Genomic DNA, 12,298 nt, shown 5'->3' with positions numbered 1-12,298 from the left:
GTCAAAGATGCCGAAACGCTGGGTGACATCTCCTTTCAGATGTGACAAACCGGGCGCCGGTGGGTACTGCACTGGTTGACAAGGCTGCGGCTACGACGGCGACCCACGACCCGGAACGGGGCTCGGTACGGGAATCTTTACCGCCGACCGGACGTTGACCGGATGACGACGACAGCGACACCTGTCCTGTGGGCGACAAGCCCGGGAGGCACGATTCATGAGTGAGCGAGCTCTTCGCGGCACGCGCCTCGTGGTGACCAGCTACGAGACGGACCGCGGCATCGACCTGGCCCCGCGCCAGGCCGTGGAGTACGCATGCGAGAAGGGGCACCGGTTTGAGATGCCCTTCTCGGTCGAGGCGGAGATTCCGCCGGAGTGGGAGTGCAAGGTCTGCGGAGCCCCTGCACTCCTCGTGGACGGCGACGGCCCTGAGGAGAAGAAGGCCAAGCCCGCGCGTACGCATTGGGACATGCTGATGGAGCGGCGGACCCGCGAGGAACTCGAAGAGGTCCTCGAGGAGCGGCTGGCCGTTCTGCGGTCCGGGGCGATGAACCTTGCGGTACATCCCCGGGACAGCCGCAAGTCGGCATAGGCCCCGCACGGCTGAGGCCGGCTGCACAACACGCACGCCAATGACCGCGGGCGCCGTACGTGAAGTTGCGTACGGCGCCCGCGGTCTTCGTGCTGCGTTCTTGCTGCCCGTTACCGGTAGGCATGTGCCGTTGCCGGTGCGTGCAGCCGACGCCGCGCGCTTCGATTCCGAGCGGGCGAGCCCTAGCAGGCGGGCCGGAGAAGGCGGGCCCGCGGGCGTGGGCCACACGGGCAGGGGCCCGTCCCGGTCGGACGGACGGACCGAAGGTATGAGCGTCTGGCGCGGATTCTCCGTCTGCCGCGGGTTCTACCGGTCGTCCCGGACGACCTCGCCCTGGACCACCTTGCCGTCGGGGCGATGGATGCGCGCCTGCTGGAAGGCGTCCCCCAGGGTGCCCGGGGTGGCCGCCGCCGCGCGCAGCCTGCGCTCGGCGAAGGCGCCGACCGCCTTCTGGACCGGCGGGAGGAGCAGGAGCAGGCCGACCACGTCGGAGAGCAGGCCCGGGATCATCAGGAGCAGCCCCCCGAGCATCATCAGGCCGTTGCCCCCACGGCTGGGGGCGGTGCCCCGCTGCAGGGCCTCGTTGAGGTTGCGGAAGGCACGGCGGCCCGCCCGCTTGATGACCACCGCGCCGAGCACGCACCCGGCGACGAGGAGCAGGAACACCACGAGCCCCGAGGACGCGCCGGCGACCGTCGTCAGCAGCCAGATCTCCAGCACCAGCCACGCGGCGAGGCCCAGGGGCACGAACGTGCGCAGTCGCGAGCGGCGGGGCTGCGGCTGGGGACGGCCAGACCGGTCGGAGGTCGGGTAGGCGGGGGTCGGAGCTCCAGTCGTCATGCTTCCAGTGTGCCCGGACCCGGCTCAGAGCGGCGTAAGGGGACGATCAGCCTTCGCTGTGCGTCTTGGCGGGCGTCTGCGGACGCTCGGGCTGGTCGGGGGTCCGTCCGGTGATCCTGCCGACCCGCTCCCCCACACCCCAGGCCGTGACCCGCCACAGGGCCTCGACGAGGATGTCGCGGCTCATCTTGGAGTCGCCGTGCTCGCGCTCGACGAAGGTGATGGGGACCTCGACCACGTGGAAGCCGCCCTTGACCGCGCGGCGGGCCAGGTCGACCTGGAAGCAGTAGCCCTGGGAGGCGACCTCGTCCAGACCCAGCCCCTCGAGGGTCTCGCGGCGGAAGGCCCGGTAGCCGCCGGTGATGTCCCGCAGGGGCAGGTCGAGGGCCAGGCGGGAGTAGAGGCTGCCGCCGCGCGAGATGACCTCGCGGGATCTGGGCCAGTTCACGACCCGGCCGCCCGGCACCCAGCGCGAGCCGAGGACCAGGTCGGCGCCCTTGAGCGCGGTGAGCAGGCGCGGCAGTTCCTCGGGCTGGTGGGAGCCGTCGGCGTCCATCTCGATCAGCACGCCGTAGTCGTTGTCCAGGCCCCAGCGGAAGCCCGCGAGGTAGGCGGCGCCGAGGCCTTCCTTGCCCTTGCGGTGCAGCACCCGGACCTGGTCGTCCGAAGCGGCCAGCTCGTCGGCGAGCCGCCCGGTGCCGTCGGGGCTGTTGTCGTCGGCGACGAGGACGTGGGCCTCGGGAACAGCCTCCCGCACCCGGCCGACGATGCTCTTGATGTTCTCCGCCTCGTTGTAGGTCGGGATGATCACCAAGGCCGTGCCGAGCGGACCGAACGTCCTCCCCCGGTCCTGTGCCGCGAGGGTTTCGTCGCCGTCGTTCACTGCTGCCCCTTCATGTCCGTTCGCCGGAGACCACCTTAGTGGCCCCAGCCTGCGATGACGTGACCGGACGTTCGAACGGTGGTGTCGAACCACGGAAGCGGGGTAGCAATGTGCTTTTGGGCCCGTATGTACGCACCCGGCCCACCAGAGGTACGGTCCCTGCACTGCCCAGACCCCGCACGCGTGCGGGGGCGGCTGCGGATGGGGGCCCGGCGCCCTTCGGGCCGGCCCGGGACCCGCTGGCTGCGGGTCGACCGAAAGCCGTTGTCTACTGAGCACCCGGGCCCCACCCGGGTCACACCTCCCCGACCGGCCGGAACGTTCCCTCGCTGCGGCGCGGGCGCTGAGCCTGGCTGCCAGTGGACGTGCGCCGGTTCGGCACACCGTCCCTGACCCAGCGGCGCCGCGGCGAGTGCGCGGATGTTCCCCGGGCGGGGCGTCCGGTGGTGGACTCCGCCGAACCTACCGGCCCGCCGCCGTCAGCTGTCAACAGCGGTTCGACCTGCGGGTCTTCTGCCAACGCGCAGGTCAGCCGGGAGAGGGCCCGCATCGCACGGCGACGGGCGGACGGGTGATCTTTCCCGGGGCGCCCCGGGAGATCACTCGCTCGGCCGCACGAACACCGTCCGGCCGCCCACCACGGTGCGCAGACACACCGGGAGGTCGGTCCCGGGCGTCAGATCGGGCAGTCCCGGGGTCCCGGAACGGGGGTCGGTGGACCAGCGGGCGACGCGGTCGTCGGGGGCCTGGACCACCAGTTCGTCCGTGCGCCAGACCGCGTAGTCGGCGGGCGCGCCCGGGACCAGCACCCCGGCGTCGTCGCGGCCGACCGCCCGCCAGCCGCCGCGGGTGTGCGCGGTGAACGCGGCGCGCGCGGAGACGCGGTGCTCCGGGGTCCGGTGGAAGGCTGCGGCGCGCACGGTCCCCCACGGGTCGAGCGGGGTCACCGGGCTGTCGGAGCCGAAGGCGAGCGGCACGCCGGCCCGCAGCAGGGCGGCGAACGGGTTCAGGGTCCTGGCCCGGTCCGCGCCCAGCCGCTGCGCGTACATGCCCTGCTCGCCGCCCCACAGGGCGTCGAAGGCGGGCTGGACGGAGGCGGTGAGACCCAGTTCGGCGAACGCGGCGACGGTCTCGGGCGTCAGCATCTCCGCGTGCTCCACACGATGGCGGGCGGCGCGGATCCGGGCGAGGCCGACCTTCTCGGCGGCCGCGCGGACGCCCTCGACGACGCCCGTGACGGCGGCGTCGCCGATGGCGTGGAAGCCGGCCTGGAGCCCTGCTTCGGTGCAGGCCGTCACATGGGCGGCGACCTCGTCGGCGTCCAGGTACGCGACTCCGGTGTGGCCGGCGTCGGCGTACGGGGTGTGCAGACAGGCGGTGTGGGATCCGAGGGCCCCGTCGACGAACAGGTCTCCCGCGGCCCCGAGGGCGCCGAGCTCGCGGGCCTTGTCCACGTCGCGCTCCGCCCAGTAGCCGACGACGCGTGGGCCGGACGTCTCGGCCGCGAGCCGCAGCAGGTCCGTGAAGTCGTCCTCGGAGGAGATCTCCGGGCCGGCGCACTCGTGGACGGAGCCGATGCCGAGCGACGCGGCGTGGGCGAGGGCGGTCCGCTGGGCCTCGGCACGCTGGGCCGGCGTCACGGCTGCGAACGCGGCGGCGCGGACGGTGTGGTGGGCGTCGCGGGTGAGCGGCTCGTCGTCGGCGAAGCCGGCCGCGTCCCGGGCCCGGGGGGCGAGGGCCAGCAGTGCGGTGGTCACCGCGGCCGAGTGGACGTCGATCCGGCTGAGGTAGAGCGACCGGCCGCCGGCGGCCTCGTCCAGTTCCGCCCGCCGGGGCGGGCGGCCCTCCGGCCAGCGGGAGGCGTCCCACCCGTGGCCCAGCAGCACCTTGTCCCGTGGACGGGACACCGCGAACTCGCGCACCAGAGCGAGTGCGGCCGCCAGGGAGGGGGCCGCGGACAGGTCGAGTCCGGTGAGCGCGAGGCCGGTGGACGTGGTGTGCACATGGGCGTCGGTGAACGCCGGGGTGACGAGGGCGCCGTCCAGGTCGACCACCTCGTCGACGCCGCCGGCGAAGGCGTCGGCGGCGCCCTCGGAGCCCACCCAGGCGACCTGGCCGCGTTCGACGACCATCGCGGTCGCGAAAGGATCGGCGGGGCTGTGGACCTCTCCTCGGCGGAGCAGGACGGTCTTCGGCTCGGGGGCGTGCTCACTCATGGGGAACAGTCTCGCGCCTCTGGAGGGCGGCTGTTCGCCAGGGTGCTCCTCAGATGCGCGGCGGCCGGGCCTCGTAGGGAGTGGACAGGACGACCGTCGTGCGCGTCGACACGCCGGCGAGCGCCCTGAGCCGCCCCAGCAGCTCCTCCAGCTCGTGCGGGGTGGCCACGCGGACCTTGAGGATGTAGTTCTCGTCGCCGGCCACGCTGTGGCAGGCCTCGATCTCGGGAACGTCCGCAAGCCGCTCGGCGATGTCGTCGGGGGCACTGGGGTCGAAGGGCTTCACCGAGATGAAGGCGGTCAGGGGCAGCCCGACGGCCTCCGAGTCGACGACGGCCGCGTACCCACGGATGACGCCGCGCTGTTCCAGCCTGCGCACCCTCTGGTGCACGGCAGATGTGGACAGGCCCGTGGCCTTGCCCAGATCGGTGTAGCTCATCCGCCCGTCCTTGACGAGCAGCTGCACGATTTGTCGGTCCAGCTCCTCCATGACGCAAGAACTTACAGGCAGCGCGATCTCCGCGTATACCTATACAGCGCAGGTCATACCCCGTTTGTGATGTGTCCGGAGCGGCCCGCGCGCCACCCGGGCATCACCGGGGTGACGCTCACGGCGCCGCCCGGGTGGCGCTCGCGTGTGAGGCACCTGCAAGCGGCATGTGACGAAAGCCACAGCACTCGTGAACGCTTAGTGATGCCACGGCGGTTACCGCCGGGACGGGCTGGGAAGTGCTTGCTGTGGTCGAGGCCGCACTGCCGTCACGACCCAGCCCGAGGGGGAGAATCACATGCAGAGTTTCAAGCGCCCTGGTCGCACCGCGCCCAAGCGGCTCCAGTCCGTCGGCGAGCCCGAGCCGGAGGGCGTCGAACCCTTCGACGCCGACGGCTTCGAAGGTGACTCCGTCGAGCACCTCGACGCGTACGACACCTTCGAGATGTACCGGGTGATCTGCCCGGACTGCACGCAGCCCATCGCGCTGCTCGCGGACGAGGAGAGCCTGCCGGAGCACGCGCTGTGCGCCTCACCGTGGAACCCGTTCGGGCTCACGGTCTGCGCCGGCACGGGGCGCACGGCGGCCGAGGCCCGCCCTGCGGACGAGTCCGCGGAACTCCAGGAGCAGGACACCGCACTCCTGCTGACGCTCCCTCAGGGACTGGACTGGCGTACGCAGCCCTTCTCGCACGTCGGCGGCCCGGGTTCGCGCCCGATGCGCGTCCCGGTGATGCGCCGCGCGGCCGCCTGAGCGGCGCTCCCGCGCCCGCTCCCTCTGCTCCGATCCCGTAACGGGACCGCACCATGACCGGCAGGAGGGCGTGGTGCAGGTTCGGCGCGCCCTGCTCGACCGGACGGGCACCCCCGGGAGTACGTCTGCGCGGACGTCGCAGCGACCCGGGGGCACATCCCGAACTCACGCGCACCCCTGTGCGCCGGTGACTCCGTCGCGCGGACCCGCGTTGCCCTGGTATGACCCCCACCTACTCGGCTGCTCCCGGGCGTCACCGCCAGCTCTTCGCACCGACGCATCCGGAGCCCGTGCACGCAGAATCGGTTCCGCTGGCCCCGCCGCCCCCTCAGGACCCGCCCATCTACCGTGACCTGCTGCGGACCTGGGCCGACCGGGGCCGCACCCTGCCGGGGCGTCACGACCCGGAGTGGGTGCGGCTGACCGCGCCGCAGGTGCGGCGGGGACAGTTCAGCGGGCTCGCGGATCCGGTGGGCGACGGGCGATGACCCGCCGAACGGCGAGCTGAGCCAGGGCGTCAGGTGGCCCGCCGGGCAGGTCACGGCTGGGCCGGAGGGCCGGGGGCCGAAAGGGCGGGGGCCGAAAGGCCGGGGGCCGAAGGGCCGTGAGCCGGAGGGGCGTGAGCCGGAGGGGCGTGAGCTCTCACGCCTGAGCAGTCGCCCCGGCGGGTCCGCCCCGTCGGCGGGTGGGCCGCTGTGCGTGCGCCCCGCCGACGGTGCGCGCTGTGCGCCTGCCCTGCCCGTCAGCCCTCGCGGCGGGCCGGCTTCGGCGCCGGAAACGCGGGGTCGAGGTCCTCGATGGCGCGCAGGGCGCCGCCCAGGGTCTTCACCAGCAGCTCGACCATGACCTCTCGGGTGAGCTCGGGACGGTCGATCCACTCCAGCGTGACCCCCTCCACGCTGCACACCCAGGCGAGCAGGGCCATACGCGGCAACGGCGGCACGTCACTGCGGCCGTACGCGCCCTCGGCGATGGTCGCCACCATCGCCGCACGGACACCGTCCCGGATGCCGTGGACCTCGGTGTCGAAGCCGACGCCGCCGCTCACGATCGTGCGGTAGGCGGCCTGGTTGTGCTCGGCATAGCGCAGATAACCGTCGATGGTGCGCTGCACCCGGTCCACCTGGGACAGTTCCAGGCCGCTCGCCGCGAAGGTGACCAGATCGGCGACGGAATCCTGGATGATGGCCAGGTAGTAGCCGCGCTTGGACTGGAAGTAGTAATAGATCAGCCCCTTGGCGACATGCGCCTGCCGGGCGATGTCGTCCATCGAGAGCGTGTCGTACGACGTGTCGGCGAACAACTTCCGCCCGATGGAGATGAGTTCGGCGCGACGCGCCAGTGAGCGCTCGGTGCCGCGCGCCCGGGGGCGCACGACTTCGCGCTGTTCACTGATATTCAATTTCGACCCTGGTCTCGGGCAGTCGGCGGGACATCCGCAGTATGTCAGGTCAACCGTGCGTCAGATCGCACCCGTCAGAGCAGTCCGAGCTGGGTGACCAGCATCGCGAGGACCGCGACGAGTACCCAGCCCAGAGCGTGCTCCAGGATCTTCGGACCGTCGGTTTTCGGGCCGCCGGTACGGGTGCGAGTGGCAGTGGCTGTCTGAGCGGTCATGGTGTCTCGCTGAAGTCGGACGTACTGGTGGATCCCCCCACCGATCCGACCACCCTGCCACTCGCCGGGCCTTTTGTGGCAGAGATCTTGCTCACATCCGGATTCCCACCGCCGTCAGGGCCTGGCGCTGGCGGGCGCTGGGACGCGCCGGGAAGTAGAGGTAGCAGACGCCGCCCGTGCCGGAGACGACCTTTCCCGTCGCGTTGTGACGCCTGGTCCTGAGCCAGACGTTCTCGAACTCCCGCCGCGGATACACCCGGCGCACCGTCGCGTCGTCCGCCGAGAACGGGTCGTTGGCGATCACGTCGCCCCCGGCGGTGAAGCCGATCACGGTCATCAGGTGCCCGGAGGTCCCGTACCCGGCTCCGGTGAGCTCCTCCTTGAGGAAGGACTGTGACGTCATGGCCGGGATCCCCGCGCCGATGAGCGTCTCGAGGTCGGTGAGGGAGCCGAGCCGGGTGACCACGCCCTGCAGATCCTCGAAGGTGGCCGCGTAGGCGGCGTTGAACGGCCAGTTGCCGCAGCCGGCGTACTGGTGGTCATAGGTGTGCCTGGCCGCGTGGCACACCTGCGGGTCTGCGTAGGAGGGGTCGACCCACGCCAGCTGCTCGTCGGTGAGCCGCCCGCCCCAGTACTCGACGATCATCTGCGAGGAGGTGGGGCTGCACCAGGCCTCGCCGCCGTTGTCGTACTCGGGGTACTGGCCCTTGTGGACCTCCTGCGAGTAGCGGGGGACCCGCAGTTCCCGCGCGAGGCCGGGCACGGAGGCCGGCACGGTGAAGCGGTCCGGCACGTCGGAGCCCATCGCCCCCAGCCGCCACACGGTCGGCGTGACATCGGTGCCGGGGCGGCGGTACAGGGTGAGCCGGAGGCGGTAGGCGTCGAGACGCAGACCGCCCGCGGCATCGTCGATCGCGAGCGTGTCGGTCCACACGGTGCTTCTGCCGTCGCTCTGGCCGTCGACCGAGGACCGCTTGATGTCCTGGTCTCCGGAGGCCCAGCGACCCATCACGTACCAGGGCGTGTCCGTGCCGTCGGAGTACGTGCCCTCGATCTCGACCTGGATCCAGCTGCCGGCGGGTGTGCTCGCGTTCCAGGAGGCGATCACCTCGGTGGCGGGGACGGCGAGCCGGTGGAGGGGCGACGTCCAGGTCGCGTACTCCCAGGACGCGGTCGTCCTGCTGTGCGGGTCGGTGTGGTCGACGACGCCGAGCGGGGCGGCGGCGATGGCGACGCCCGGGCGGATCCCGGCCAGGGCACGGGCGCCCTCGGCGACGCCGGAGCGCCAGTCGGCGTACGTGGTCCAGCCGCGGTAGTCGACGGATCGGGCCGGCGCCGCTTCGGCGCCCGGGGCGCCGGTCGCCTCGGTACCGGTCGCCTCGGTGCCGTCCGCCTCCGTGGCGGACGCGGAGGGCGACGGTCCCCCTGCCACCGCGGCGGCGACCGCGGCAGCGAGGACCGTTCTGCGGGACGGCTGTTCGACTCGGCTCGCGGCTCGGCTCGTGGCTCGGCTCATGGGACTGCTCATGGGTGGAGACTCCCGGGGGTCTGTGCGGTCCGTACGACTCTGTACAGCCCGGTGTCGCTCTGCGGCTGTTCGGCCACTATGAGGGGAGCCGAACGCGGCTTCCAGCAGGTGGGCCCGTGCCGCGCCCACCACCATCGGTCTGGCCCACCGACGGCGGCGGCTCCCCGTAGACTCACCCGCCGTACCGAAGGATCACCGCGCCGAAAGCACCGCCCGTACCGAAGGATCACCGCGCCGAAGGACCGGCGCACCGCCCGCCGCTCCATGGGCCTCGGCCCCGCCCACCCCCCAGGATCCGTCATCCGCCAGCTCGCCTCCCGGCTCCTCCGTCTGCCGCCGTCCTGCGGACCGGTGCGTCTGATCGGCGTCGACGGGCACGCCGGCTCGGGGAAGTCCACCTTCGCCGGACGCCTGGCGCAGGCGCTGGACGGCGCCCCGGTGCTGCACCTCGACGACATCGCGTCCCACGACCAGCTGTTCTCGTGGACCGGCCGCCTGCTCTCCCAGGTGATCGAGCCCTTCCGCAGCGGCGAGAGCGCGCAGTACACGCCCTACGACTGGCATGCCCACCGGTTCGGCCCGCCCCGCACCCTGCCCGCCGCCCCCGTCGTGCTGGTCGAGGGGGTAGGCGCGGGCCGCCGCGCGCTGCGGCCGCACCTGGGGTGCCTGCTGTGGATGGAGGTGCCGCCCGAGGAGTCCTGGGCACGCGGCCGGGCGCGTGACGGAGAGGAGCAGCGCGCGTTCTGGGACGGGTGGGTTCCGGCCGAAGTCCGTCACTTCGCCGAGGACCCGTCGCGGCCGCACGCCGCCCTGCTGGTACGGCAGTTGGAGCAGGGGTACGAGGTACTGCCGGGGCCTGCGAAGGGTTCCGGTCCGGACCGCGATGTCACCCATCGTGAGGAACCGCCCGCGATGTGGTGAACTTGTGAAAACCCTTGCGTCCGAACTTCGCCAAGTACTCCGACTCTGCTTGACCGGCGGCCCGTACAGGTCTTACGTTCTCAATGCGCGGCGATCGTAGCCGCTCTCGGACGCGAAGCCCCCGGTTGTTCCCCCGTGATCGGGGGCTTCGTTCTGTCCGGACCCTGCTCCGGGGCCCCTTTTCGGACCTGACGTGACGTGATCCGCTCACCCAGGGTCACCGCGCGGTATGCGCCCCGTCTGCTTCCACCGCGTCGAACGGCCTGTGCGGCGCCCTACGGCGAGCCCCTCTCCCGCAGGTACGATGCCTTCGGTGCGACCTGGGCGACTGCTGCGCGCACCTGGCAACTCCGGTCCGCGGCACAGCGGTTCGACCAAGGCAGCCGACGGGCGACGTCCGCCGGCATACCGACGGGGGCACGGTCTGTGGGGGACGTGATGGACTTCGGCACGCAGGGCCCCGAGGCTCCCGCCGACCTCGCCTGGCTTCGAGGCGTGGACGCCTACACCATGGGCGCCTATCCGCAGGCGGAGGAGGAGTTCCGCACGGCGGTGCGGATCGATCCCGGCATGGCCGACGGCTGGCTCGGACTGCACGCACTGCGCGTCGACACGACGACCGCGCTGCTGCGGATGTTCCGCCACCGCGAACGGTTCGGGGAGCAGCGCACACGGCACCGCCGGACCCTCAACTCCTGGTACTGGCTGGGCTGGTGGGTGCAGCCGGTCCTGGAGAGCCCCCGCGATCTGCTGCTCGCCCACGCCTCGCACTGGCTCGACGGTCGCCATGTGCCCGAACTGGACCGGGCGCTCGCCGGGCTCCCGCCCGTCGACGCCGACCACCAGGTCCGCTTTCTGCACGCCTGTCGCGCTTACCTGGTCAAGGACTGGGAGCAGCTGGTCCGGTACACCGACTCGCTGCTCGACGACCCGCTGCTGTGCATCGAGGCCGGCCTGTTCGGCGGAATGGCCCGGGTGCGACTGGAGATGTACGGCCAGGCCGAGCCGCTGCTCTCGGCGGCTCTGATGCGCTGCCGCAGCGAGCAGCCGCAGCGCAAGGAACTGCGGTACTGGCTGGCCCGGGCGCACGAGGGCACCGGCCGTTCCGCGGCCGCCCTCCCCCTCTACCGGGCGGTGCACCGCGTGGACGCCGCGTTCATGGACACCTCGGCGCGGCTCGCCGCGATCGCGGAGGGCGACGGATACGACGACACGGCGGATCTGGCGGCGATCGCGCTCACCGGGCTGGGGCAGGACACGGCGGACGGGCCGGACGGATTCGATCCGCTGTTCGGCACGGAGGGCCGCGACCTGCGGCTCGAGCCCTCGGATCCGCCGCCCGTCGTGCCCATGCCCTCGGTGACCGACCCGTCGGTGCGCGAGAAGCACGTCGTCCGCTTGTCGTCACCGCTGCCGGCCGGTCCCACCGATCCCGCGTTACTGGAGGAGGCTCTCGCCGAGCTGGAGCGCATGGTGGGACTGGAACCGGTGAAACGCCAGGTCAAAGCACTCTCCGCGCAGCTCAACATGGCGCGGCTGCGGACCGGGCAGGGCCTTCCGGTCCAGCCGCCGAAGCGGCACTTCGTGTTCTCCGGCCCTTCCGGCACCGGCAAGACGACGGTCGCCCGCATCCTCGGCCGCGTCTTCTACGCCCTCGGTCTGCTGGGCGGCGACCACCTGGTGGAGGCCCAGCGGGCCGACCTGGTCGGCGAGTACCTCGGCCAGACCGCCGTGAAGGCCAACGAGCTGATCGACTCCGCCCTCGGCGGGGTGCTCTTCGTCGACGAGGCGTACTCGCTCTCGAACTCCGGCTACGGCAAGGGCGACGCGTACGGCGACGAGGCGTTGCAGGTGCTGCTGAAGCGGGCCGAGGACAACCGGGACCACCTGGTGGTGATCCTGGCCGGCTATCCGGAGGGCATGGACCGCCTTCTGGCGGCCAATCCCGGGCTGTCCTCCCGTTTCACGACCCGTGTCGACTTCCCCTCCTACCGTCCTCTCGAACTCACCTCCATCGGAGAGGTGCTGGCCGCGGAGAACGGCGACGCGTGGGACGAGGAGGCGTTGGACGAGCTGCGCTCGATCGCCGGGCACGTGGTCGACCAGGGCTGGATCGACGAGCTCGGCAACGGGCGTTTTCTGCGCACCCTGTACGAGAAGAGCTGCGCCTACCGGGACCTGCGTCTGTCGGCCTATCCGGGCGCGCTGACCCGGGACGACCTGTCGACGCTGCGGCTGCCCGACCTGATGCAGGCCTACGGAGAGGTGCTGTCGGGGCGGGGGCCGCAGGACCCGTCGGCCATCTGACGCATCCGGCGCCCTGACAAGGGCCTGCGGGCCGCCCCGGCGCGGGTCGCCGCGCCGACGCCGGCCGGGCAGCTCGCTCGTCGGCTTGTCGACTCGCCGGGCCGAGCCGCCGGGGCGGGCCGGCCCGGCGGCGGCGCATGCCGGACCGCG

At 72.2% G+C, this 12,298-nt stretch carries 12 protein-coding genes; 5 read left to right on the top strand and 7 right to left on the bottom strand.

Annotation, left to right across the window (positions count from 1 at the left end; genetic code table 11):
• Positions 1-217: 217 nt before the first annotated feature.
• Entirely contained in the window at positions 218-592 is a 375-nt protein-coding gene (locus tag OHS82_RS34745) for an RNA polymerase-binding protein RbpA (RefSeq protein ID WP_020128921.1), read from the top strand.
• Between the two features lie 306 nt (positions 593-898).
• Here OHS82_RS34745 and fxsA read toward each other — a convergent pair whose 3' ends face one another.
• The 4 genes from fxsA to OHS82_RS34725 form a co-directional block, all read right to left on the bottom strand.
• Entirely contained in the window at positions 899-1,432 is a 534-nt protein-coding gene (gene fxsA, locus OHS82_RS34740; RefSeq protein ID WP_057583724.1) for an FxsA family membrane protein, read from the bottom strand.
• Positions 1,433-1,478: 46 nt separating this feature from the next.
• Complete coding sequence (locus OHS82_RS34735; protein WP_057583723.1) at positions 1,479-2,315, bottom strand: polyprenol monophosphomannose synthase; 837 nt, start codon at positions 2,313-2,315, stop codon at positions 1,479-1,481.
• A gap of 599 nt (positions 2,316-2,914) precedes the next feature.
• On the bottom strand, positions 2,915-4,531 hold the full coding sequence (locus OHS82_RS34730; RefSeq protein WP_328435186.1) for an amidohydrolase: 1,617 nt from the start codon (positions 4,529-4,531) through the stop codon (positions 2,915-2,917).
• 49 nt (positions 4,532-4,580) lie between these two features.
• Entirely contained in the window at positions 4,581-5,021 is a 441-nt protein-coding gene (locus tag OHS82_RS34725) for an Lrp/AsnC family transcriptional regulator (protein ID WP_057583720.1), read from the bottom strand.
• A 298-nt stretch (positions 5,022-5,319) separates the two neighbouring features.
• Here OHS82_RS34725 and OHS82_RS34720 point away from each other — a divergent pair, with 298 nt between their 5' ends.
• Positions 5,320-5,775: a hypothetical protein gene (locus OHS82_RS34720; RefSeq protein WP_057583713.1), complete on the top strand. Its 456-nt coding sequence runs from the start codon at positions 5,320-5,322 to the stop codon at positions 5,773-5,775.
• 290 nt (positions 5,776-6,065) lie between these two features.
• Positions 6,066-6,263, top strand: a complete 198-nt coding sequence (locus OHS82_RS34715) for a hypothetical protein (protein WP_107105371.1) — start codon at positions 6,066-6,068, stop codon at positions 6,261-6,263.
• A 254-nt stretch (positions 6,264-6,517) separates the two neighbouring features.
• Here the strand turns inward: OHS82_RS34715 and OHS82_RS34710 are convergent, their stop codons facing one another.
• From OHS82_RS34710 to OHS82_RS34700, 3 genes are all read right to left on the bottom strand, one after another.
• A complete protein-coding gene (locus tag OHS82_RS34710; RefSeq protein WP_057583709.1) occupies positions 6,518-7,177 on the bottom strand; it encodes a TetR/AcrR family transcriptional regulator in 660 nt (219 codons plus the stop codon).
• A gap of 74 nt (positions 7,178-7,251) precedes the next feature.
• A complete protein-coding gene (locus OHS82_RS34705) occupies positions 7,252-7,392 on the bottom strand; it encodes an SCO1431 family membrane protein (RefSeq protein ID WP_266723913.1) in 141 nt (46 codons plus the stop codon).
• Positions 7,393-7,483: 91 nt separating this feature from the next.
• A complete protein-coding gene (locus OHS82_RS34700; RefSeq protein ID WP_328435185.1) occupies positions 7,484-8,908 on the bottom strand; it encodes a peptidase C39 family protein in 1,425 nt (474 codons plus the stop codon).
• Between the two features lie 276 nt (positions 8,909-9,184).
• Here OHS82_RS34700 and OHS82_RS34695 point away from each other — a divergent pair, with 276 nt between their 5' ends.
• Together OHS82_RS34695 and OHS82_RS34690 are read left to right on the top strand one after the other, a co-directional pair.
• Positions 9,185-9,841 carry a uridine kinase family protein gene (locus OHS82_RS34695; RefSeq protein ID WP_057583707.1) on the top strand — a complete coding sequence of 219 codons (657 nt, stop codon included), beginning with the start codon at positions 9,185-9,187 and terminating at the stop codon, positions 9,839-9,841.
• A 438-nt stretch (positions 9,842-10,279) separates the two neighbouring features.
• Positions 10,280-12,148 (top strand): AAA family ATPase, encoded by a 1,869-nt coding sequence (locus OHS82_RS34690; RefSeq protein ID WP_057583706.1) that lies wholly within the window; start codon positions 10,280-10,282, stop codon positions 12,146-12,148.
• The last annotated feature ends 150 nt before the right edge of the window (positions 12,149-12,298 follow it).

The sequence above is a fragment of the Streptomyces sp. NBC_00425 genome (assembly GCF_036030735.1).
Taxonomy (GTDB): domain Bacteria; phylum Actinomycetota; class Actinomycetes; order Streptomycetales; family Streptomycetaceae; genus Streptomyces.
This window is presented reverse-complemented; position numbering and strand designations above follow the sequence as displayed.